Origin of the sequence: Bombilactobacillus mellis, from assembly GCF_000967245.1 — a bacterium.
In the GTDB taxonomy this organism is placed as follows: domain Bacteria; phylum Bacillota; class Bacilli; order Lactobacillales; family Lactobacillaceae; genus Bombilactobacillus; species Bombilactobacillus mellis.
The window spans coordinates 370,042-391,833 of the sequence record NZ_KQ033878.1; the positions used below are offsets into that span (position 1 = coordinate 370,042).

A 21,792-nucleotide genomic window follows, 5' to 3' on the forward strand; every position below is an offset into this window, starting at 1 on the left:
ACTAAATTAGTAGTTTTAACTATCGCAATTATTTTTATCATTTAATCTTCAGCTAATTAGTTTTAGTAAGCAGTATTAGGCATAATCATGATCTTGACAGTCCGTAATAATATTTTCAAATCCAGCCAAAGATTACAATGGGCGATATAAGTTAGATCAAGTCGCAGCATGTCATGAAAACCAACATTACTACGAACACTAACTTGCCATAAACCGGTACATCCTGGTTTCACATTTAATCTCTGTAGATCATAATCCGTATAGTCAATAACTTCTCGTTCTAAAGGGGGGCGTGGACCTACTAAGGACATATCTCCTTTTAAAACATTAAACAACTGCGGAATCTCATCTAAACTATGAGATCTGATTTTTTCACCAATTTTAGTTACACGGGGATCATGTTCCATTTTAAACATGGGACCTTCAGCCTCGTTTTTAGTTAACAAACTGCTTAGTTGTTGATCGGCTCCTTCTTTCATTGACCTAAATTTATACATTTTAAAAGGTTTTCTATTTTTGCCAATCCGAATTTGTGTATAAAAAATCCTTCCTTTTGGTTCTTCAGCCTTAATTAAATAAGCAATAACTAATCCGGGCAGAATAAATAATAATAAACCTAATAAACTGAGAACAATGTCAAAAATTCGTTTGAGAGTTCGATACACATAGCGCTTTTGTTGAAAAGAAAAATCCAAATTATGATTAGCTATAGGTTTATTAACACTTACTAAATCTTTTTTCACTTTTCTTATCCCCAATTAGAATATTACCCTACTGATGGTCGGGTTTTTGTTTCTCACCTGTTGTAGGCTGAAAATCTAATTGATAACCATGATCCAAAGTCATTGCAGTTAATTGATAAGTAATAATTTGAATTTGTTCCACTAGTGGTTGTGATAGCTCTTGCATCTGCTCGGCATTTAATTGTAAAGGCTCATCCGGTTTCCAATCAGGAAATTGAATAACTTGCCCAATCAAACCAGAAATGGCAAAAGGAGCCTTTTCCGGATGAATACCAAACGGCGTCATAATTTGAATCATTTTCCCTTCTGACTGCTGCTCGGAATCTTCATAATCTTGAACTTGAACTTGTAAGTTGGTTCTTATTTCACTATCGGGATCTACTAAATCGTAATGATAGGACTGAACCACAATTGGACCTTTCGCTACTTTCATATTGATTTCCCCCTCAATAAACAAAAATTAATGCAATTTATCATGTGCATAACGATGAGTTAATTCCATTCCCACAAAATGTTGTTGACAAACAGCTTCATAGATCACCAACGCGCATGAATTGGATAAATTCAAAGCTCGGATGTTAGCAGTCATGGGAATACGCAAACATTTTTCTGGATTTTCCCGCATAAATTTTTCAGGTAAACCCGTTGTTTCTTTGCCAAACAAAAAATAATGATCTTGCGTAATATCAGAATAATCAACATCTGTATAAATTCTATCAGAAAATTTAGAAATTAAATACAAATATCTTTGATCAGGGATTGTTGCTAAAAAATCTGCCAAATCATCATGCACAATTAATTTCACTTTATCCCAATAATCCAAACCTGCTCTTTTCATATGTTTATCATCCAAACTAAAACCTAAAGGCCGAATCAGATGTAAAACAGTATTAGTACCAGCACAAGTCCGGGCAATATTACCAGTATTTGCTGGCATTAATGGTTCAAACAAAGCAATATGATTAGTCATTTCAACACTTCTTTCAATCTTTTTAATTTTAACATAAATAAACGAAAAAAACGCATTCTCTCGGCTCTCGCAGCAAGAAAATACGTTAGTACGCAGATATCGAATCCTTTTATCAAACCAGCATCTGATAAAAGGCCCCGAATTGGCGCTTAAAACAATATATCTCAATTAATTGTTAAATGCAAGTATAAATTAAGGCTTGACTTATTTATAAAATATATTTAAATATTAAGTGGCGAACAATTATAAAATAATTTTTTAAATAGTTCGCAAATAAGTTTAAGGTGGTTTCTTTTTAATGGAGAATAATCCTTTTAGTGTTTTTGATTACGAAGATATCCAATTAATTCCCCAAAAATGCATCCTGGAACACCGCTCACAAGCAGATACTTCTGCTCAGTTAGGCTCGCATACCTTTAAAATTCCCGTTGTTCCAGCGAATATGTCCAGTATTATTGACGAAAAATTAGCGCAATGGCTGGCAAAAAATAACTATTTTTATGTTATGCATCGTTTTGAACCTGACAAACGTTTGGCCTTCGTGCAAAAAATGCAGGAGCAACATCTGATTGCTTCCATCAGTGTGGGAGTTCAACCTCATGACTATCAATTAATTGATCAATTAGCGCAACAACAGTTAATTCCGGAATACATCACGATTGATATTGCTCATGGCTACGCTAAAACTGTTGCTGATATGATTCAGTATATTAAAAGTAAATTGCCGACTACGTTTGTAATTGCGGGTAATATTGCTACTGCTGATGCCGTTCACTTCTTAGAAGAAGCGGGAGCAGACGCTACTAAAGTCGGTATCGGCCCTGGAAGAGCCTGTATTACTAAAATTAAAACTGGTTTTGGCACTGCGGGCTGGCAATTAGCTGCCATCCGGCTCTGCGCCAAAGCTGCCCGTAAGCCAATTATTGCCGATGGCGGCATTCGAACCAACGGTGATATTGCCAAATCTCTCAGATTTGGAGCGAGTTTTGTTATGATCGGTTCTCTCTTAGCTGGTCATGATGAAAATCCGGGTGAAATTTTAGAACGTAATGGTCAAAAATTTAAGGTCTATTATGGTTCAGCTTCTGCCCTACAAAAAAAAGAAGTTAAAAACATCGAAGGTAAAAAGGTAATTGTACCTTATAAAGGCTCTTTACAGGCTACTTTAAAAGAAATGCAGGAAGACTTGCAATCGGCTATTTCTTATGCGGGTGGTACCCAATTATCTGATTTACGCCACGTTAATTATGTAGTAATTAAAAATTCTATTTATAACGGTGATGCAGCTGTAATTAATCATGATTTAGGTAACCTTAACAGTTAATAAATTTTATTATTTTCCAACTCAAGAAGAGGATAAGATAGATATCTATCTCGTCCTCTTCTTTTTTAATAAGCAATTATAATTTTAATTATTTATTTTCTTCCGTGGAAGTGTCCTTTTCATACCAAGAAGAATTTTGCTGAATCCAAGCAAATATTTTACTTACTAAAATTTTTAAAATCGCATAGAGGGGAATCCCGCCAATGACGCCCAATAAACCAAACATTCCCCCGGAAATTAACAAAACAAAAATAGTAGTTACCGGATGCATGTTCATTTTATTACCTACGACCAACGGTGACACTACCCGAGTTTCAATTGTTTGTTCGATAGCAAAAATGATAATAACATATAACAGCATATTATGACCATTAATTAAAGCCAAGATAATTGCTGGTATTAAACCAATTGCAGAACCGATATAGGGAATCAAGTTACAAACTCCCGCAAAAATTCCTAAGATAATTCCATAAGGCATGCCCGCAATTAAATAACCCACAGCAAACATTACCGCTACCCAAAATGCTACCGTCAATTGGCCACGCACATAAGAACTTAAAGCTTGATTAACCTCTGTCAAAGTCGCTGAAAGCGAATCCTGAAGACGTTGGGGTACATATTTTAAAATGCTTGGTTTAATTTTTTGATCATCTTTTAGCATAAAAAACAATACAAACGGCGCAGTCAAAATAATCATAACTACATTACTTACTATGCCTACAGCCGAAGTAATATTGCCCACTGCATTATTAAAAACTCCATTCAGACTACTAGAAAGAGATTTGGTTAATTTTAAGGGGGAAAATTTATTGGCGAGATGCAGGCTCTGTAAATGAGGTTCCGAACTGAGTTTCATGAGCATCTCTTGTAAAGTTCGCCAATAATTGGGAATATTATGAATTAAAGAAGTGGCTTGATTTTGAATAATAGGAATTAGCGAAACAATAATCCAAACCAGTATGGCAAAAATAATAATAAAAATCACACTAATTGACCAAACCCGCTTAATATGAAAGCGCCGTTCCAACAAATCAATTAAGGGATTAATCAAATAATACAAAATACCAGCTACAATCAGAGGCGGTAAGATAATTCCTAATATCTGTTGGATCGGACGAAAAATATAACTAACTTTTATAAAAGCAGAAATAATTAAGAAAATTAATAAAATATTTAGTAAGACAATTGTTACTTTATTATTTAAAAACCACTTGGTAAACCACGTTTGGTGATTAGAATTCATACTTGTTCCTCCGTTATCATATAAATCAGTTATTCCAAAAAATCAATAAGATATTATCTAAAAAGTGCAACAATAGAATCCCGATCACTTAATTTTTATTCACTATTTTGCATTATAATAACAATTGTTCAGTGAATATACTTAAGATAATAATGCCGTCAATCCCCTAAGTATCGACCAGCAATCAACTTTACTTATAATCTTACAGTAATTCTACCAGCATTTTGCAAAGGTTTGTTATAAAATGTTGTTCAAAGGAGTGATTTCTAACATGCAAGAAAATCTACTAATTGGAGGCTACACACGGCAAACCAGTAAAGGCATTTATCAGTTACAGTTTAATACTGAAAATGCTCAACTTTCAACTGCTGACTTGGCAATTAAATTAGCTGGACCCACTTACTTTGCAATTTCTAATGAAAATATACTTTATTCTGTGATCAAAGATGGTGATCAAGGTGGCGTAGCTGCTTATGATATCAAGCACAACTTTAAATACTTAGGCAGTGCCCTGCAACCCAAAAATTCACCTGCTTATGTGGAAGTTTCCGATCGTAAACAACTGGTTTTTTCTGCTAATTTTCATACCGGTATTGTAACGGTGCATAAAATTAATTCAGATAAAACTCTAACTATTACTGATAAAATTCAATTGACCGGTCACAGCGTGCGTCCTGAACAGGATGCTTCGCATCCGCATTTAGCGCATCTTACACCCGATGGTAATTTGGTTATTTGCGATTATGGTAGTGATAAGATTCTCACCTATAGTATAGATGCCAATGGAAAAGCTTCTTTTGTGAGTGAATTCCAAGCTCCGGCTGGATCTGCACCGCGACATTTGGTTTTTAATCCCCAACATCCTGATTGGGCTTATTGTATTTGTGAGCTGGCGTCAATAATTTTAGTCTTGCATTATCATCAGGGTAAATTTACCCAACTATGTACCTATCCTTTAATGCCCGCCGGCTATCAAGGGGATAATATTGCTGCTGCTATTAAGATTAGTGCTGATGGACAATTTTTATATACTTCCAATCGAGGCCACAATTCTTTGGTTACTTTTAAAGTTAGTGCGGACGGGCAAACTCTGGAGCACCTGCAAACTATTCAAACGCAAGGAGACTTCCCTCGTGATTTTGCTTTTGATTTAACTGGAAAGTATATTTTAGTTCCGCATCAAAAATCTAATAACGTTTCGATTTTTCAACGCAATTTAACAACTGGTTATTTAACCTTTATCAATAATGATACCCAAGTACCGGAAGGAACTTGCATTGTTTTCTATTAAATTATCTGGAGTGTAGTCTTTTATGTTAAATATTATTAAGGCAGTTATTCTTGGCATTATTGAAGGAATTACCGAATTTTTGCCTATCAGTTCAACGGGACACCTTTATTTAGCCAATGAATTTGTTAAATTACAAGAATCACAAGCTTTTATCAATATGTTCATGGTAGTTATTCAGTTGGGCGCTATTTTAGCAGTTGTCGTCATTTATTTTCATAAATTAAATCCGTTCTCTCCTCAGAAAAATCCTTCTGAAAAAAAGGCGACTTGGATTCTTTGGCTAAAGGTCATCGTGGCGTGTCTTCCTTCCGTTATTATCGGTTTACCCCTTAATGACTTCATGGATGCTCATTTTAATAACTGGCAAGTAATTTCAGCAACCTTACTAATTTATGGTATTTTGTTTATAGTCGTGGAAAATTATAATCATCATCGGCATCCGCATTTGACTGATCTTAACACTTTACCGTATTCTATTGCTTTAGCCATTGGTGCTTTTCAAGTTTTATCCCTGGTACCGGGAACTTCACGTTCTGGTGCTACCATCTTAGGGGCGATGTTAATTGGCAGTTCACGATTTGTCGCTACTGAGTTTTCCTTTTTCTTAGCTATTCCTACAATGTTTGGAGCTAGTGGTTTAAAACTATTTAAATACTTTATTCATGGTCATAGCTTTACCGGCGCTCAAAGCATTGTCTTAATCGTAGGTACTTTAGTATCTTTTATTGTAGCCTATGCTGCTATTAAATTTTTACTGGATTATATTAAGAAAAATGACTTTAAAGCTTTCGGTTGGTATCGCATTATTCTAGCAATTATTGTTATTGGTTATTTTGGATTTCTCAAATAATTATTAAAATTATAAATAAAATTTCTCGAAAAAAGATGCAAACCCTCAAGGCTGCATCTTTTTTTAAATAATTTTTGCTTTTATAAACCCGTGAAAAAGCCCATAAATAAACTAGCAATATTAAAATAAATCAATACACTGGTTAAATCACTTAAGGTACTAATAAAGGGGCCACTAGCTACAGCAGGATCAAAGCCGATTTTAGCCATCAACATGGGAATTAAACTACCCGCTAAATTAGCAACAGTAATAGCCACCATCATGGCAAGTCCAATAACAGCGCCCAAAACAAAATTCTTCTTCCACAAACCGACTACTACTAAAATCGTCAGCCCAGTAACTAAACCAATAATTAAGCCCGTAATTAATTCTTTCAGTAATAACATTAATAAATGCCGCGGTTTGTTATTGGTCAAAGACAAACGTCTGACTGCAACAGCTAAACTTTGGGTTCCGGCATTACCAGCAGTTCCCGTAATTAAAGAAATAAAAACCGCTAAAATGCTGGCTTGACTAAGTAAATTTTCAAAATGGGAAATTAAAGTTGCAGTAATCATTCCTAAAAACAGTAAAGTAATTAACCATGGCAACCGACTGCTCGCCGCTTTCACCGGAGTGCTTTTAGATTCATCCACATCAACACCGGCTAATTTGGAATAGTCATCTTGTGCTTCATCATCAATAACTTCGATCACATCATCAACGGTAACAATGCCCATCAGTTTATGTGCATGATCAACTACCGGCAAAGCCACAAATTCGTAATCCCGAAATACTTGCGCTACGGCCTCTTGATCATCATCCACAAAAACTGAAATCACATTTCTGGTCATAATAGTACTCAAAATTGCTTTTTGGTTATGAACAAATAATTCTCGTAAAGACAATGTGCCCACTAAATCATTATCAGCATCAATGACGTATAAATAATAAATGGTTTCAGCAGTACGTGCATATTTACGTAGTAAATCTAAAGCTTCTTTGACGGTTAAATCCTGATACATAACTACATAATCAGTGGTCATTAAACCACCGGCAGTTTGGGTATCATAATGTAATAAGCCTCGCAATTGATTAGCATCTGCTTGCGGCATTAACGATAAATAACGATCGACTTCACTTTTATCTAAATGCTCCAAAAAATCGGCCGCATTATCATCATACATACTGTTAAGCACTTGTGAAGCATATTTAAGATCCATTTCTGCCAGAATTTGGGACATGTCTAATTGATCATCTTCCAAAGTATCAAACATATCTCCCATTTCATCAGGATCCATAATTTGATACAACAGCTGGCGCTGATCGTGATTCAGGGTTAAAAAAAATTGTCCCTGCTCATAAAAATGCATATCTAAGAAACGTTTGCGAAATTGCTTGGTATGTCGTTTATTTAATAATTCTCTTAACTGCCGAAATTGTAATTTAATATCTTTTTCTAAAATTTGCACAGTCGTCACCTCACATTCAGAAAACAAAATAATCATTTTTCTAGTTTCTCATAAATTTGAGTAATTTTCCAAAATTTAATCTTCAGAATGCAATAACTTTTTTAAATCTAATGGCAGTGGCGCCCTTACCGTCACTCTTTTTTGTACAGGCTGGTTCAAAAAACTAATCCTACAACAATGTAAGGCTTGGCGTGAAAGCAAATCGTGCCGCCCGCCATATGCCTCATCTCCTACTAAAGGATGTCCTAAATAAGCAAAATGCACCCTAATTTGGTGGGTTCGACCAGTTACTAACTGAACTTTAACCCAAGTAAAATTAGAATATTGACGTATTACACGATATTTGGTTACAGCCCATTTGCCTTGGTCAGTAACACAGCGTAAGTTATGATTATGACAATCTACGCCAATGGGAGCGCAAATTTGCCCCTGTAACTGGTCTTGGGAAAATTTTCCTTGGACAAAGGCATCATATTCTTTAGTAATAGCTGTAGTTTGAAATTCACTCGCTAACAAGCTATGGGCATATGCATTTTTAGCAAATGTTACAATCCCGGAAGTATCACGATCTAAACGGGAAACCAAATGAATGACGTCATTATTGGCTTGGCTGGTTTGCAGATAAGATTTTACATAATTAGCCAAAGTAGCACTATTAATATTCATAACCGGCAAAGAAGCCAGGCCAGCCGGTTTATTAACCAATAAATAATTATCATCTTCATATAAAACTGTCACCGGTCCTGCCAGAGGCTGAATTTTAGTAGAAGTTTTTTCTTGGGGTAACACTACATGAATTTCATCATTTTGCTGTAATTGATAATTAAAATAGCGTCGATGATGATTTACATAAACTTGACCCTGATGAAATCTTAGTTTTTTTAACTGAGTTTTGGAGAAACCTTGTCGCCCTAGGAAATTCCCTAATTTTTGCGGACAGGCATCCTGTTTTTGCCATCGATAAATCATTAGTTATCATCCACCAAAAAAGCATTACGTACGCGCAGCCAAAATCTCTTGGGACGATAAGAGGCAATTTTAATTGTTTCCTGAGAAATTTGGTACTCTACCTTTTGCACAGAACAATGATCATAGGATAAGTTATCAATGGTAATGATATAATCCCCTTGCGGCTCCGGCATTACTGTTAAGACTTGGCTCTGGGGCAAAATCAATGATGAATTAACAGTCCGGTAAACACGATTATTAATCGGGGCAATCTCATTAAATTGCATCACCGCCAACGAGGGATCAACAAGCGCACCTCCTAAAGATTTGGAATAAGCAGTAGAACCGGTTGGCGTAGATAAAGCTACCCCATCACCACGAAAACGTTCAAAACGCCGACCATCAATCAAAATATCAGCACGCATAGTTTGCGAAACCCGTTTTAAAATGGACTCATTTAAAGAAAGAAAATGACTCACTACACCACTTTTAAAAGTGACCCTGACCTCTAACAAAGGAAAACTGATTACGCTTCTTTTCCCGTTAGCAATCCGTCGGGCAAGTTCTTCAACTTCGCTATCTTGCCAATCAGTATAAAATCCTAAGTGTCCTGTATGAATTCCCACAAATTCCACATGTTCTAACTGATTATTAAAACGATGAAAGGCACTCAAAAAAGTTCCATCACCGCCAACTGTAACTACCAAATCGGGATTATCCTTACTAAATTGAACTCCATAAGCTAAAAGTCGATTTGTTAACTTATGGGCAACATTTTGCGAGATGTCTTTAGTGTTATTTTGAATCCAAACTTTCATGTTCTGACTCCTTGGAAAGTGTCGGCTCTGGGCCCTTTTGATGCGAAAAATACTGTTGTGCTTCTTGAATCTCACCCCGAATTTTAGACATTTCTTCATCTAACATAAAAGAAGCCTCGGCGGCTCTTTTTAAGCGGGCATTAATGTCCTTCGGAAAATCACCCTGATATTTATAATTTAATGAATGCTCAATGGTGGACCAAAAATTCATCGCCAGAGTCCGAATTTGAATTTCTGCTAAAATATCTTTGACACCAGTAGCTTGTTGAATTGGATACTTAATTACCATATGATAAGAGCGATAACCGCTGGGCTTACTATTAGCAATATAATCACGTTCTTCAACTACTGATAAATCGGTGCGATCATGCAGCAAATCCACTACCTGATAAATATCTTCCACAAACTGACATTGAATGCGAATCCCAGCTATATCCTGCATATCTTGCTCCAAGAGTTCTGCTTTGATATAGCGACGCTGCATTTTTTCTTTAATACTGTCGACGGATTTAACGCGCCCAATGACGTATTCAATCGGTGAATGTTCACCTTTTTCAATATATTCTTTACGTAAACTACGTAATTTGATTTTTAATTCGTTAACTGCTTGTTCATAAGGCAATAAAAAAACTTTCCAATTTCTTTTTGTCATTGTGACCACCTCAACGTGTCTACTATACCATATTATGTTAGAGATTCTAGAAATATATTTTTACCCGTAAAAAGCGCAAAAGGATTGCAACTTTGCCAAAATTTGGTAATGTAGTATGTGAACTTTAGCCAAACTTCATTATTAAGGAGGGTTTTTCATGTGGGAAATTTTCATCTTTGTTAACCCCATTGGAAATCGCTGTTTAAAAACTGAAAAAACCATTATCCAATTTACTCAACAACATAAAATTAATGCTCACTTTAAATTTGTTGCGCTCAATAATGTTTATGCAGTTGATGATTATATTTTGCGCAATCATTTAGATATACATAATATTGCATTGCGCAACCAAATTACTCGAAGTATTCATCAAGCCACTTTGTATTATACGGCGGCCACTTTTCAAGGAAACCGTAAGGGCCGCAATTTTCTCATGTTATTACAAGATGAGATCAACCTGAAACACTATAAATTCAGCACGGAATTAGTTCGTTTCGTTGCCAGAAAAGTAGGCCTGGACTGGCCAACGCTTGTGCAAGATAAGAATAGTCAACTCATCAGCAGCCAATGTCAACTAGATCGCAATAAAGCGGCGCAGTTTGAAATTAATGCCACTCCAGCCATAGTTATTTATGACTATTCCAACCATTTATACGAACAAGGTGTTCTGATTAAATCCTGTTCTCCGCCGCAACTGTTAAGTTATTTAAATAAATTGGTCAAACAAGATTATCAAATTTTGCGTAATCAGCAGCTGCACATGCTTGAATAGCCGCAGTTGTTACTAATGGCAAAAAAGTCGTGACTGAGTAATGAAGTTGCCACAGTAAAGGCAAATAACAAGGTCGATAAATATATACCGGAAACATCGTCTGCGACGGTGTTTTTTTAATGAATTCTATTAAGGATAAGCGATGCGAGTAACACCAATTCTGTAAGATAATAAATTGGCGATTAGGATGTTGTTGTTGCTGTTGATACCATTTTTGCCAATTAATTGGCTGTAAAGAATAAAACGGCTTTGTGATTCTTAACTGTAATAATTGTTGCCAGTGTTTAATTTTTCTTTGTTGCCAATGTAAAATTGTAGTATGAGGTTCTATTTGGTAATGACAATTTAACCGTAAAAAGTTGTCCTGCGGTAACTTAAAGAGCACATAAAAGCCCCATTGCGAAGAATAACTGACAATATTTTGCAAATGACGTAAGTTATGTATTCGTCGATAATGTTGCGGACCAAAAATCCAGAGCGGACGTAAAGTTTTCTTTATGTATAATTGATTACGCCGGGCTAATTCTGCCTTGCTAATAGGTGAACATTGATATTCGACTGCTAAACGCCAATGCGAATTGCGAACGAAGAGATCCAAGCGCTGTTCTGCATCCCAAACATATTCGAGATCTACTTTAAAAAAGGGCCGGAAAAAATTAGCCAGCCATTTTTTACCTGCTAAATGCACAGCCGATTCAGCCTGCAGATTTGACTTTACACCAATATGACGAAAATATGGACGCTTTTTCCCAGTAATTAATTGGACTATTTGATGACATTTTGGACACATAAAAGGTCCCTGCAACCCTAATTGATTGGCATAAACCAGCTTGCCTTTGCGATCATAAGCAGCAAAAATAAGATCACCCTTATTTTAATTACCGCAAAAAAATAGAAAAAATTCCTATTATTCTGATATAAATTACTAGATCATACTTCATATCAATTTTTTGACTCTACAATTTTTATGCTATAGATATCACTAATTTTGATTAACTGTTTCCCGATCATAATATAGTCTTGAAAACAACCCATAATTTTGCCCTGGATGCAGTAATTGGCTATTAAATCAGAATTAACAATTGCCGGCTCCACTTTGACGGTCAAATGTTTCATTACAGCTTGATTAATGATTTGTATAATTTGGGTCTCAGACATTTGTGCAGAAGCTAAATGTTGATGTTGCAATCGCGCTTTTGCTTGTTCTTGGTCTTGATTCAGTTTAGCAGTATGATCACTCAAATAAAATCCCTGCCATTTTAACATACCGCGATCTTGATATTCACTGAGAAAGCGCTGCACTAAACTAGGATCATAGTCATAATTATTGCTACTCATAAGCATTACCGCCAGCATGACCCCCGACCAATCCATCACGACTAATAGCAGTTGCTCCTGGTACTAGACTGGATAATTTAACAATAGACTTGAAACCATACTTACGTCGAATTTGATCAATGGTTTGATCAAGAGAATGTTGTTTGAGAAGGGTTTTATGAGTATCAAAAAGCTCCAGTTGAATTTGACTGTCAGGTACTAATTGGGAACAGCTTACAGCTAAATTACGTACACTTTCCCCCTGCCATGTTTGTTCAAAAAGCTGAATAATTGTTTGGGCTAAGATTTGATTATTATTAGTTGCAGTAATCTTGGTTGAACGGCCAAAGCCGGTGCGGCTGTATTGTTTCACGGCTGCAAGAGAAAAACCGACGTGCAGACTAACTACAGTAGCAGCTAAATGATGCGCTCGAATCCTTGCTCCTACTTGTTCGGCAATTTCGCGCAAAATAATTTCAATTTCTTGTTTATTAACATAATCTCGGGGCAAAACTTGCGAATTACCATAAGATTTATCAGCAACTTGATACTTTTGGCGAATTAACGCCCGGTCAATGCCCCACGAAAAGGCAAATAATTGGCTGCCCATAACCCCCATCATATCCTTTAATTGGTAGGGATTATAGTGAGCTAAATCATACATACTAGCAATACCAATTTTATTTAGTTTACTAGCAGTTCGCCCTCCAATTGACCACACGCTGGTTAAATCGGTTATAGGCCATAATTTATCGGGCAGGTTCTCATAATGCCATTCACCAAGCAAACTATGAGCATATTTAGCCTCTAAATCCAGCGCTAATTTAGCCAGCAAAGGATTATCACCAATTCCTACTGTAACATATAAGCCTAACTCTGATTTAATTTGAAGTTGGATCTTACGGGCCACTTCATAAGGACTATTACCAAACAGCTTCCAGCTCTCATTCATATCAATAAGAGATTCATCAATGGAATAAGGATGGATATCTTCTTCGGCAGCAAATTGCTGAAAAATTTTATTAATGGCCAAATTATATTTAATATAGAGATTCATGCGTGGCGGCACAATGATTAGCCGTGAATCATTAGGTAAATCACGCCGCCGAGTAACGTTATTAATACCAAAAATTTTTTTAGCCCTGGGGCTGCTGGCTAAAACCAAACCTCCATTAGTATTGGCAGTTTCAGACATCACTACCAAAATTGCTTTTAAAGGATTCAGTCCTCGCTGGACGGCCTCTACACTAGCGTAAAAAGACTTGTTATCAATCATAAAAATTACCCGACGGGGTTCATTACTGTAATCGTACATCAGATTTCACCTTGAACTAATCGAAATTATATTCTTATTATACGAACATATGTTTGTATTTTCAAGAAGTGGTTTTCTTAGACAAAATTATTCTGCCCTACTAAAACTAGAAAACTGTGCTTGACTAACTTTTCAAGATGCACTTGCTACCATACAATTATAAACAGCACTTTTTTATAATTTTAAGGTTAATCAAATATCAAAAAAGGACTAACACCGAAATACCGGAAGCTAGTCCTTTTTTAAAATTTAATAATCTGCTCTTTTTAGATGACTCAGATCAGTTTTGGTTCAGTGAGTAACAACAATAATTACTTAAAATAATAACGCGCCAATTCTAAAGCAGACTGCTCCATCACAGCTTGACCAAATTCCGCTAAAATCTCTGGCGATTCTTGCACCAATTGGCCATACTCTTGAATTAAAGCTACTAAATTGTCCATCGTAATACTATGCAATTCATCTACATAAACAGTCAATTCCAAGTAATAGGTGCCTTGATACTTAAAAAGTGTGCTCAAAATGCTTTCAGCCGTCAGCACTTTACTTAAAGAAACAAAATCTTCAAAATCTGTAAATTTAAAAACCAGCACCTTAGTAACTGAAGAACTATCAGTATTGTCAACTGTATCAGCCACATCATCTGTCGTATCTACAAGGCCTAAGGTTTGTAATAATTGATTTTCATCTTGTGAAGACTTATCTTGGCCATTTTTAGGTGCTTTAGAAATTAGTAATTCTAAACCATTATTTTTGGGCACAACTTGAAAAGTAACTGTCTGATCTTGAGTAAAGGTATGGTCAGTATCTACTTCTTCTAGAATACTATAAAAGAAGGCCTCTATTTGCTTGCGATTTCCCAGCAGATCCAGCATTGTTACCCCACGCTCTTCCAGATCATGACTGCCTAAGACTACACGAATCATATTTTCACTTACGTGCTCTACTTCCATGGCTGTCAACCACCAATCTTTTCTTACTTATCTACCTATTTTAACAGTCGCGTGATGAATGTAAAGTGATTACCCCCGAGATACAAGCTCAGAAAGACAGATCATCTAAAAATTATGTTTCAAAGTTCAAAAATCTCACAAAAAAAGTGAAACAAAAATGTTTCACTCATTAATCAGCTCTGCAATTCTATTAAATAGACTGAGCTTGCTGTAATTGCTTTAATTCCATGACACGAACTTTACGTGGCAAAAATCGACGAATTTCATCTTCATTATAACCAACTTGTAAACTCTTATCATCCATCATAATCGGACGGCGTAAGAGTCCTGGATTTTTTTCAATCAGACTAATCAACTGATCAATCGTCAAATCGTTAATATCCATTTTTAAGGCTTGATAAGCCTTAGAACGAGTGGAGATGATTTCTTCGGTACCATCTTCAGTCATTTGGAGAATTTTCTTAATCTCATCTTTCGAAAGTGGCTGAGCAAAGATATTACGTTCTTTAAAAGGAATATTATGTTCCTTAAACCATTTCTTTGCCTTTCGACAAGATGTACAGCTTGGAGATGTATATAAAGTTACCATTAATGAATCTCCCCTTTCATCATAATGTAGTAACTATTATGTTACAAAATTTATTATAATATTTTTTTATAGCAATGTCCATATATTTTGGAAAAAACGCGAAAATTTGTTCTGTTTTCACAAGCCCATTTATTTTAATTAACTAATATATTAGCTCTTTTTTTTCAAAGTAAATTATTATTGTTCAGCATTTTCACTAATATTTTTAATAATTTAATATTTATACTAAAAGACAATTTTTAAACCTGTATGAGCCCGTAAAGTCGTTACTTCCCCAGCTGCTTGTTGAGCTTCCATTAATAACTGATCCAAAGAATATTCTTGAGGTAAGTGCGAAATAATTAGTCTTTGTACCTGAGATTGCTGCGCTAAATAGCCTGATTGTTGTGAGGTCATATGCCATATTTGACCCGATTTGTCCGCTGGAAAATTAGTATCCGTAATGAGTACATCTGCTCCTTGAGCAAAAGTGATTAATTCATTAAAATAAGCAGTATCAGCCGTAAAAACTAAAGTCTTGTGATCTCTTTGTGAAGTAATCCGGACAGCATAAGCTGGCACTGGATGGATTGTTCTTAAAAAGGTTAATACAAATGGCCCTAAATTTAAGGACTGCAGATCAGAATACGGATAGCCTTGACTAACTTGGGGTAAAGTTAAGGCCGCAAAATGAAGAGGATCCTGCGTATGTCCGTAAATAGGCAAAAACTGCTGCTTTTTGGCACCGGATTTCAATTGCCAATAATATTGCAACACACCTAAATCAGCCGTATGATCATGATGATAATGTGTTATTAATACTGCGTCTAGTTGGAGCGGATCCAAAAACGACTCTAAAACATTTAAAACTCCACTACCACAATCGAGTAACAAATTAAAATTTTGTTCTTGAATCAAATAACCGCTGGTTGCTTGTCCACGATAAGGATAACCACCATAATAACCGAGTACTGTTAATTTCATTATCACACCTCATAGGAGAAAATTATGTTTGATTTAATTATTAATTTAGGAACTAAAAAATTTTTGGTTCCCTACATTACTAAAAATAGTATTTTTGCTTATAACATCCAATATGCTGAAGATTATATTTTAATCAATTTTCACCAGTCACCACAATTAGCCATGACAAGCTGTTGGCAAGCACAAAGCCTGAAATTAAATCCCTTTTTAAGTAAAGACTTTTTCTTAATCTACCTCAATTTAAATCTTGATAATCAAAAATTACTTTTTAACCAAGCAAGACAAAAGCAATTAGATTGTAATTTATACCAACGTGCAGATCAAAGAGAATTATTAGTCTTTACCAAAAATCCCGGGATTTTATCTACAATCGCTGCACTACTACACTTACAAACCAAGCAACTACCAGCTGCCATAGTACACTATTGTCGGGTTACTAAAGACAGCTAAATTTTTAAAAGTAAAGCATTAATGGCAACTACTACAGTAGATAAGGACATCAAAATTGCTCCGACTGCCGGGCTCAAGACTATCCCGGCAAAAGCAAATAAACCACTAGCTAAGGGTAACGCAATAATATTATAACCTGCGCCCCACCATAAATTTTGAATAGTTTTACGATGCGTATTTTGCGCTAAATTTAAAAACTTTAAGATATCCAGCGGATTGCTATTAACTAAGACCACATCAGCGGAGTCAATGGCTACATCTGTTCCAGCCCCGATTGCCACTCCAATATTAGCTTGCGCCAAACTAGGAGCATCATTAATACCATCACCAACCATCATTACTTGATGTCCTGCCGCTTGTAATTTCAAAATTTCAGTTTGTTTATCTTTTGGCAATAAATCAGCTTTAAATTCGGTGATTTTTAATTGTTGCGCCAGTTTAGCAGCAACCGCTTGATTATCACCAGTAAGCATCATCGGTGTAATATTGTGTTGCTTTAGTTGAGCAATTAACTCAGCCGCCCCGTCCTTTACCTGATCTCCAATACTTAAATAGCCCTGTACCTGTGCATCAGTTATTAAATAGCTGGTAGTTAAAGTTGAATCTTGGATTTTGGGTAGTTTTAAGCCCTGTTCTTGAACAGCTTTAGCGTTTAACAATTGGTACTCTTTTCCGGCAACTTGTCCCTTTAAACCCTGTCCGGCAATCGTAGTTACTTTTTCCGCAGTCAAAGCTGACAAATCACGTTTTTGCCAATACTCTTGTACACTTTTAGCAATTGGATGATTGGAATGGGCTTCTAAAGCGGCAATAATCTGTAAGATTTTTTGATCAGATAATTGTGAATTCACAGAACGACATTCACGTACTTGGAATTTACCTTCAGTCAAGGTTCCCGTTTTATCTAATAGGACATAATCAATTTTTGAACTGGTATCAATTACTTGTCGATGACGAATGAGAAGTCCATTTTGTGAACTCAAAGTCGTACTACGGGCGTTAACTAAGGGAATGGCTAAGCCTAAAGCATGCGGACAAGCAATCACCAAAACTGTGACCATTCTTTGAAGACCAGTAGCAAAATCAATAAGACTCGCCCACACAATTAAGGCAATCACACCAATAATTAGGGCAGCATAAAACAGCCACCCTGCGACTTTATCTGCCAATGATTGTAACTGTGATTTGTTATTTTGTGACTCTTGCACTAAATGCTCTACATTAGCCAGAAAACCGGTTTTTACAGTTTGGGTAGCTTCTACAATCAGCGTTTGCTCACCATTAATTGAGCCGCCAATTACTTGATCGCCACTTTTTTTACTGACAGCTTGGCTTTCACCAGTGACCAAAGATTCATTAACCGAACTCTGTCCAGTTATTACTTTCCCGTCTAAAGGAATTGCTTCGCCCGAGCGGACTTCAAAATGGGCTCCTGTCGCTACTTGATTTAAAGCCACGTCTTTAATTTTGCCGTCTTGTTGTAAATGTACTTTGTCTGGCAGTAAAGAAGCAAGGTCACTGACTGAACTTTGCGCCTGCATCAAAGTTTTCATTTCCAACCAATGTCCTAATAACATAATTAGAATTAAGGTGGCTAACTCCCAAAAGAAATCCATGACCATGGTTTCACTATGGAAAATATTATTTACCACAAAGGCATAAAGACTGTAAACGTAAGAAACAGTAATTCCTAAAGAAATTAAAGTCATCATTTCCGGACGACGCTGTTTAAGTTCTGCTTGGGCCCCCTTTAAAAAGGGTGCTCCACCATAAAAAAACAGGGCCGTTGCAAAAATGACAACTACAAAATCAGAACCTGGAAATTGAAACTGAAAAGGCAAATGAATTCCCATGGCTGGCGATAAAAACAAGATTGGAACTGCCAATATGAGAGAAAGCCAAAATTTTTGCCGCAAGTTGCCCATATGCATCATAGAACCCCCCTGCATCATGGACCCTCCATGCATCATATTATCATGCGAATTATTACCCATCTTCATATTATTCATGCTCTAATCTCCCCCTTAAACAATCACAAGCAACTTCTTGAGGTGCGCTCAGCGCCTTTTGCTTTAAAAGTGTTTGTAATTTTACAATATCACTTTGCGATAAAGTAGTGGCGTTTATTAAAGTCAATAAGGTATGGCCTTTTTTCATATTGCAGAGATGTGAAAAGAGATTTGTAGCTGCTTGATCCATTGCCTCATTTTCGGCAACTAAAGGATAATAGACGTAAGGACGTTTTTGCCGCCGAACAGCTAGACAACCCTTCTTCACTAAACGGCCAATTAAAGTTTTAATAGTGGCTGGCTGCCAGTTATAATGGTTTAAATTTGTAATAACTTCTTGTGCAGTGGCCTGTTTTAAAGTCCAAATCACACGCATTACTTCCCATTCAGCATTGGTAATTTCTTCCATAAATAAAGCTCCTTACTCAGATTATCTTAAATTTACAGTTGTAAACACAGATTGTCAATTATTTACTATTAACTACCTTAGTTTGAAAACTAATCGGTAACTAAAGCTCTCCACAACATGAAAGCAATCTAGAAAGGTCAAAGACAGTACACTAGTGCCAGAAATAGAAGTAAGCATTGGTGTCTAATTACTCCATTGTGCAGATTACTAAATAAGGAGTTTTTCATATTAGAAGATTGGGCTGATACTGGCTTTACCTTTTATATTAAAAAAAGACCTAACCCCAGAAAAAACTGAGTTAAGTCCTTATTTACAATAATTAATGACGATGCTCTTCGACAAATTTAGTTACCAACTGCTTATTTTCCTCATTAGTCAGAGAAACGTTAATGGCCTGCTCTACTAATTCTTGCAGTTCATTCGTATCTAAATGTTTCATCAAAGAACGCACCCGTAAAATGGAAGTAGCACTCATTGAATATTCATCCAGACCCATACCCATCAGTAAAGGAGTCATAATCGAATCGCCCGCTGCTTCACCACACATACCAACCCATTTACCTTCTTGATGAGCCGCATCAATTGTCCGCTTAATGAGCCGTAAAATCGAAGGATTATATGGCTGATAGAGATAGGAAACCTGATCGTTTCCCCGATCTGCTGCCATCGTGTACTGGATAAGATCATTAGTTCCAATACTAAAGAAATCAACTTCTTTAGCAAACTGATCCGCTAAGACAGCAGCTGCAGGAATTTCTACCATAATTCCAACTTGTAAATCTTTTTCATCATAGGCAATTCCATCAGCTTTAAGTTTTTGCATTTCCTCTTGCAAAATAGCCTTAGCCTGTCTAAATTCTTGCAAAGTAGCAATCATCGGAAACATGATACATAATTTCCCAAAGGCAGAAGCCCGTAATAAGGCTCGTAATTGAGTCCGAAAAATATCTTGCCGATCTAAACTAATTCGAATAGCCCGATAACCTAGAAAAGGATTCATTTCTTCTGGTAGTGGCAGATATGGTAAATGTTTGTCACCGCCAATATCCATGGTTCGCACTACCACAGGCTTATTATTCATACCTTCTAAAACTGTTTTATAAGCCTGAAATTGATCTTCTTCACTAGGTAACTCCGCAGAATCCATATACAAAAACTCAGTGCGATAAAGACCAATAGCCTCAGCCCCATTAGCATTAGCCCCGGCCAAGTCTTTGGGAGTTCCAATGTTAGCAGCAATATCAAAATGCTTGCCATCAGCAGTTACGGTAGCACTATTTTTTAATTTGGACCATTCTGCTTTTTCCGAAGCATATTCAGCGGCTGCTTTTTGATAGTGATCACTATCAGCTGCACTTGGTTGAATGACGACATCACCATTAACTCCATCTACAATGAGCTCATCGCCATTGGCAACGTCTTTAGTAATTGTATTAGTCCCGACAACAGCCGGAATTTCCAAAGAGCGAGCCATAATGGCAGAATGTGCTGTCCGCCCGCCAACATCAGTGGCGAAGGCTTTGACATATTTTTTATTTAATTGTGCTGTGTCACTAGGAGTCAAATCATGAGCAATAACAATAACTTCATGATCAATTAAAGCTGGATTGGGTAATTGCACCCCTAATAAATGACTCATAATTCGTTTAGTTACATCACGCACATCAGCTGCACGCTCTTGCATGTACTTATTATCAGTCATCGCTTCAAAAGTTGTAATAAAATTATCGGTTACAGTTCTAAGAACTTGTTCCGCATTCAGCTTTTGGTCCTTAATTTGGCTTTCAATTGCTCCAACAAATTCCGGATCAGCCAGAATCATTTTGTGCGCATCAAAAACTTGGGCTTCTTCTTCGCCTAAGGTTTTCTGAGCTGTATCACGAATTTTGGTTAATTCTGCATCGGATTCTTGAACCGCTGCTTTAAGGCGTTGTACTTCCGCTTGAACGTCTTTGATCGTTGTTTTCTTAAAGGAAAGATCAGGTTCAACCAATAAGTACGCTGGAGCCGTTGCAAAGCCATCACTAGCAGCAATTCCCTTTAAGGTTTTAGTCATTATTCTGAAAGGCCTTCCTTTGTCATAGTCTCCGAAATTGCAGTCATGGCATCGCTCGCATCATCCCCATCAGCTGTAATGGTAACGTCAGCATTTTGACCAACTCCAAGAGACATTACACCCATAATTGATTTTAAATTAACAGTTTTACCAGAATATTCCAAGTTAATGTCAGAACTGAACTTACTTGCAGTTTGAACTAACATTGTAGCTGGACGAGCGTGAATACCTGTTTCTGCAATTATATGAAAATCTTTCTTCTCCATTTTAAAAAACCTCACTTCAACTAGTAATAATTCCCAACTTTAATGTAAAGAAATAACTTAACATCAAAATTAACATTACCATTATTCAAAATACATGGCAAGTCTTTAGCCATTAAACTTCAAACCCCAGTCTCATTAGGCATTGCCGTCTTTTACAAAATGATAATCAACTTTGCCATCTCGCTGAGCTGTACCAATGATCTGTTTATGCTGTGGACATGCTAACCAAGCCTGATTAAAAGCAAAAAAATCCCCTTCGTTAACCTCAATTTCCTGAATTTTGCCGGCGATCAGATCTTGCAGTAAGCTAGAAAAATCCATTTATGCACCTTCTTTAACTATTTCTACTATTATAGTATAACTAATAAATTGCCCGTTAAATAAGCAAATAAAAATTTTCTAT

At 36.3% G+C, this 21,792-nt stretch carries 24 protein-coding genes; 5 read left to right on the forward strand and 19 right to left on the reverse strand.

Annotated features, from left to right (window positions below; all coding sequences use genetic code 11):
- Nucleotides 1-62 precede the first annotated feature (62 nt).
- The 3 genes from JG29_RS05980 to JG29_RS05990 are packed head-to-tail and all read right to left on the reverse strand — an operon-like array spanning nucleotide 63 to nucleotide 1,713.
- Nucleotides 63-743: a sugar transferase gene (locus JG29_RS05980; protein ID WP_376890645.1), complete on the reverse strand. Its 681-nt coding sequence runs from the start codon at nucleotides 741-743 to the stop codon at nucleotides 63-65.
- A gap of 28 nt (nucleotides 744-771) precedes the next feature.
- Entirely contained in the window at nucleotides 772-1,176 is a 405-nt protein-coding gene (locus JG29_RS05985; RefSeq protein ID WP_045923048.1) for a DUF1149 family protein, read from the reverse strand.
- A gap of 27 nt (nucleotides 1,177-1,203) precedes the next feature.
- Nucleotides 1,204-1,713 (reverse strand): tRNA (cytidine(34)-2'-O)-methyltransferase, encoded by a 510-nt coding sequence (locus JG29_RS05990; RefSeq protein ID WP_045923049.1) that lies wholly within the window; start codon nucleotides 1,711-1,713, stop codon nucleotides 1,204-1,206.
- 298 nt (nucleotides 1,714-2,011) lie between these two features.
- Here JG29_RS05990 and JG29_RS05995 point away from each other — a divergent pair, with 298 nt between their 5' ends.
- Nucleotides 2,012-3,037 carry a GMP reductase gene (locus JG29_RS05995; RefSeq protein WP_045923050.1) on the forward strand — a complete coding sequence of 342 codons (1,026 nt, stop codon included), beginning with the start codon at nucleotides 2,012-2,014 and terminating at the stop codon, nucleotides 3,035-3,037.
- An 88-nt stretch (nucleotides 3,038-3,125) separates the two neighbouring features.
- Here the strand turns inward: JG29_RS05995 and JG29_RS06000 are convergent, their stop codons facing one another.
- A complete protein-coding gene (locus JG29_RS06000; RefSeq protein WP_045923051.1) occupies nucleotides 3,126-4,280 on the reverse strand; it encodes an AI-2E family transporter in 1,155 nt (384 codons plus the stop codon).
- 271 nt (nucleotides 4,281-4,551) lie between these two features.
- Here JG29_RS06000 and JG29_RS06005 point away from each other — a divergent pair, with 271 nt between their 5' ends.
- Both JG29_RS06005 and JG29_RS06010 read left to right on the forward strand, forming a co-directional pair.
- Nucleotides 4,552-5,571 carry a lactonase family protein gene (locus JG29_RS06005; protein WP_045923052.1) on the forward strand — a complete coding sequence of 340 codons (1,020 nt, stop codon included), beginning with the start codon at nucleotides 4,552-4,554 and terminating at the stop codon, nucleotides 5,569-5,571.
- Between the two features lie 22 nt (nucleotides 5,572-5,593).
- Nucleotides 5,594-6,421: an undecaprenyl-diphosphate phosphatase gene (locus JG29_RS06010; protein ID WP_045923053.1), complete on the forward strand. Its 828-nt coding sequence runs from the start codon at nucleotides 5,594-5,596 to the stop codon at nucleotides 6,419-6,421.
- 80 nt (nucleotides 6,422-6,501) lie between these two features.
- Here the strand turns inward: JG29_RS06010 and mgtE are convergent, their stop codons facing one another.
- The 4 genes from mgtE to yjbM are packed head-to-tail and all read right to left on the reverse strand — an operon-like array spanning nucleotide 6,502 to nucleotide 10,290.
- Nucleotides 6,502-7,908: a magnesium transporter gene (mgtE, locus tag JG29_RS06015; RefSeq protein ID WP_045923054.1), complete on the reverse strand. Its 1,407-nt coding sequence runs from the start codon at nucleotides 7,906-7,908 to the stop codon at nucleotides 6,502-6,504.
- A gap of 39 nt (nucleotides 7,909-7,947) precedes the next feature.
- A complete protein-coding gene (locus JG29_RS06020) occupies nucleotides 7,948-8,841 on the reverse strand; it encodes an RluA family pseudouridine synthase (RefSeq protein ID WP_045923055.1) in 894 nt (297 codons plus the stop codon).
- On the reverse strand, nucleotides 8,841-9,638 hold the full coding sequence (locus JG29_RS06025; protein ID WP_045923056.1) for an NAD kinase: 798 nt from the start codon (nucleotides 9,636-9,638) through the stop codon (nucleotides 8,841-8,843). The genes JG29_RS06020 and JG29_RS06025 overlap by 1 nt, the downstream gene beginning before the upstream one ends.
- The gene (yjbM, locus tag JG29_RS06030) at nucleotides 9,616-10,290 is read right to left on the reverse strand and encodes a GTP diphosphokinase (protein ID WP_045923057.1); all 675 of its coding nucleotides are present in this window, start codon (nucleotides 10,288-10,290) and stop codon (nucleotides 9,616-9,618) included. Before yjbM ends, JG29_RS06025 begins: the two co-directional genes overlap by 23 nt.
- Nucleotides 10,291-10,447: 157 nt before the next feature.
- Here yjbM and JG29_RS06035 point away from each other — a divergent pair, with 157 nt between their 5' ends.
- Complete coding sequence (locus JG29_RS06035) at nucleotides 10,448-11,062, forward strand: DsbA family protein (protein WP_045923058.1); 615 nt, start codon at nucleotides 10,448-10,450, stop codon at nucleotides 11,060-11,062.
- On the opposite strand, the gene JG29_RS06040 is transcribed toward JG29_RS06035, so the two are convergent.
- From JG29_RS06040 to JG29_RS06065, 6 genes are all read right to left on the reverse strand, one after another.
- Nucleotides 11,010-11,852, reverse strand: coding sequence for a competence protein CoiA family protein (locus JG29_RS06040; protein ID WP_045923059.1), 843 nt, complete (start codon nucleotides 11,850-11,852; stop codon nucleotides 11,010-11,012). The two genes, JG29_RS06035 and JG29_RS06040, sit on opposite strands and share 53 nt — an antisense overlap.
- A gap of 152 nt (nucleotides 11,853-12,004) precedes the next feature.
- Nucleotides 12,005-12,436, reverse strand: a complete 432-nt coding sequence (locus JG29_RS06045) for a hypothetical protein (RefSeq protein WP_156961640.1) — start codon at nucleotides 12,434-12,436, stop codon at nucleotides 12,005-12,007.
- Nucleotides 12,393-13,694, reverse strand: coding sequence for a Y-family DNA polymerase (locus JG29_RS06050; RefSeq protein WP_045923061.1), 1,302 nt, complete (start codon nucleotides 13,692-13,694; stop codon nucleotides 12,393-12,395). The genes JG29_RS06045 and JG29_RS06050 overlap by 44 nt, the downstream gene beginning before the upstream one ends.
- A gap of 311 nt (nucleotides 13,695-14,005) precedes the next feature.
- Nucleotides 14,006-14,647 carry an adaptor protein MecA gene (locus JG29_RS06055; RefSeq protein WP_045923062.1) on the reverse strand — a complete coding sequence of 214 codons (642 nt, stop codon included), beginning with the start codon at nucleotides 14,645-14,647 and terminating at the stop codon, nucleotides 14,006-14,008.
- 190 nt (nucleotides 14,648-14,837) lie between these two features.
- Nucleotides 14,838-15,236 (reverse strand): transcriptional regulator Spx, encoded by a 399-nt coding sequence (gene spx / locus JG29_RS06060; RefSeq protein ID WP_045923063.1) that lies wholly within the window; start codon nucleotides 15,234-15,236, stop codon nucleotides 14,838-14,840.
- Nucleotides 15,237-15,461: 225 nt separating this feature from the next.
- Entirely contained in the window at nucleotides 15,462-16,199 is a 738-nt protein-coding gene (locus JG29_RS06065; protein ID WP_045923064.1) for an MBL fold metallo-hydrolase, read from the reverse strand.
- 24 nt (nucleotides 16,200-16,223) lie between these two features.
- On the opposite strand from JG29_RS06065, the gene JG29_RS06070 reads away from it, so the two are divergent.
- Nucleotides 16,224-16,649, forward strand: coding sequence for a hypothetical protein (locus JG29_RS06070; RefSeq protein WP_045923065.1), 426 nt, complete (start codon nucleotides 16,224-16,226; stop codon nucleotides 16,647-16,649).
- Here JG29_RS06070 and JG29_RS06075 read toward each other — a convergent pair.
- The 5 genes from JG29_RS06075 to JG29_RS06095 form a co-directional block, all read right to left on the reverse strand.
- Nucleotides 16,646-18,658, reverse strand: coding sequence for a copper-translocating P-type ATPase (locus JG29_RS06075; protein WP_045923066.1), 2,013 nt, complete (start codon nucleotides 18,656-18,658; stop codon nucleotides 16,646-16,648). The genes JG29_RS06070 and JG29_RS06075 overlap by 4 nt on opposite strands.
- A complete protein-coding gene (locus tag JG29_RS06080; RefSeq protein ID WP_045923067.1) occupies nucleotides 18,651-19,067 on the reverse strand; it encodes a CopY/TcrY family copper transport repressor in 417 nt (138 codons plus the stop codon). Before JG29_RS06080 ends, JG29_RS06075 begins: the two co-directional genes overlap by 8 nt.
- A 319-nt stretch (nucleotides 19,068-19,386) precedes the next feature.
- Nucleotides 19,387-21,123, reverse strand: coding sequence for a phosphoenolpyruvate--protein phosphotransferase (gene ptsP / locus JG29_RS06085; RefSeq protein WP_045923068.1), 1,737 nt, complete (start codon nucleotides 21,121-21,123; stop codon nucleotides 19,387-19,389).
- Nucleotides 21,123-21,389, reverse strand: a complete 267-nt coding sequence (locus JG29_RS06090) for a phosphocarrier protein HPr (RefSeq protein ID WP_045923069.1) — start codon at nucleotides 21,387-21,389, stop codon at nucleotides 21,123-21,125. Before JG29_RS06090 ends, ptsP begins: the two co-directional genes overlap by 1 nt.
- A gap of 135 nt (nucleotides 21,390-21,524) precedes the next feature.
- Nucleotides 21,525-21,710 (reverse strand): hypothetical protein, encoded by a 186-nt coding sequence (locus JG29_RS06095; RefSeq protein WP_045923070.1) that lies wholly within the window; start codon nucleotides 21,708-21,710, stop codon nucleotides 21,525-21,527.
- Nucleotides 21,711-21,792: the final 82 nt, after the last annotated feature.

Coding starts and splice junctions, on each gene's coding strand:
- JG29_RS05985 (WP_045923048.1), bottom strand. CDS start 1,176: ATGAAAGTAGCGAAAGGTCCAATTGTGGTTCAGTCCTATCATTACGAT.
- JG29_RS05990 (WP_045923049.1), bottom strand. CDS start 1,713: ATGACTAATCATATTGCTTTGTTTGAACCATTAATGCCAGCAAATACT.
- JG29_RS05995 (WP_045923050.1), top strand. CDS start 2,012: ATGGAGAATAATCCTTTTAGTGTTTTTGATTACGAAGATATCCAATTA.
- JG29_RS06000 (WP_045923051.1), bottom strand. CDS start 4,280: ATGAATTCTAATCACCAAACGTGGTTTACCAAGTGGTTTTTAAATAAT.
- JG29_RS06005 (WP_045923052.1), top strand. CDS start 4,552: ATGCAAGAAAATCTACTAATTGGAGGCTACACACGGCAAACCAGTAAA.
- JG29_RS06010 (WP_045923053.1), top strand. CDS start 5,594: ATGTTAAATATTATTAAGGCAGTTATTCTTGGCATTATTGAAGGAATT.
- mgtE (WP_045923054.1), bottom strand. CDS start 7,908: ATGATTATTTTGTTTTCTGAATGTGAGGTGACGACTGTGCAAATTTTA.
- JG29_RS06020 (WP_045923055.1), bottom strand. CDS start 8,841: ATGATTTATCGATGGCAAAAACAGGATGCCTGTCCGCAAAAATTAGGG.
- JG29_RS06025 (WP_045923056.1), bottom strand. CDS start 9,638: ATGAAAGTTTGGATTCAAAATAACACTAAAGACATCTCGCAAAATGTT.
- yjbM (WP_045923057.1), bottom strand. CDS start 10,290: ATGACAAAAAGAAATTGGAAAGTTTTTTTATTGCCTTATGAACAAGCA.
- JG29_RS06035 (WP_045923058.1), top strand. CDS start 10,448: ATGTGGGAAATTTTCATCTTTGTTAACCCCATTGGAAATCGCTGTTTA.
- JG29_RS06040 (WP_045923059.1), bottom strand. CDS start 11,852: ATGTGTCCAAAATGTCATCAAATAGTCCAATTAATTACTGGGAAAAAG.
- JG29_RS06045 (WP_156961640.1), bottom strand. CDS start 12,436: ATGGATTGGTCGGGGGTCATGCTGGCGGTAATGCTTATGAGTAGCAAT.
- JG29_RS06050 (WP_045923061.1), bottom strand. CDS start 13,694: ATGTACGATTACAGTAATGAACCCCGTCGGGTAATTTTTATGATTGAT.
- JG29_RS06055 (WP_045923062.1), bottom strand. CDS start 14,647: ATGGAAGTAGAGCACGTAAGTGAAAATATGATTCGTGTAGTCTTAGGC.
- spx (WP_045923063.1), bottom strand. CDS start 15,236: ATGGTAACTTTATATACATCTCCAAGCTGTACATCTTGTCGAAAGGCA.
- JG29_RS06065 (WP_045923064.1), bottom strand. CDS start 16,199: ATGAAATTAACAGTACTCGGTTATTATGGTGGTTATCCTTATCGTGGA.
- JG29_RS06070 (WP_045923065.1), top strand. CDS start 16,224: ATGTTTGATTTAATTATTAATTTAGGAACTAAAAAATTTTTGGTTCCC.
- JG29_RS06075 (WP_045923066.1), bottom strand. CDS start 18,658: ATGAATAATATGAAGATGGGTAATAATTCGCATGATAATATGATGCAT.
- JG29_RS06080 (WP_045923067.1), bottom strand. CDS start 19,067: ATGGAAGAAATTACCAATGCTGAATGGGAAGTAATGCGTGTGATTTGG.
- ptsP (WP_045923068.1), bottom strand. CDS start 21,123: ATGACTAAAACCTTAAAGGGAATTGCTGCTAGTGATGGCTTTGCAACG.
- JG29_RS06090 (WP_045923069.1), bottom strand. CDS start 21,389: ATGGAGAAGAAAGATTTTCATATAATTGCAGAAACAGGTATTCACGCT.
- JG29_RS06095 (WP_045923070.1), bottom strand. CDS start 21,710: ATGGATTTTTCTAGCTTACTGCAAGATCTGATCGCCGGCAAAATTCAG.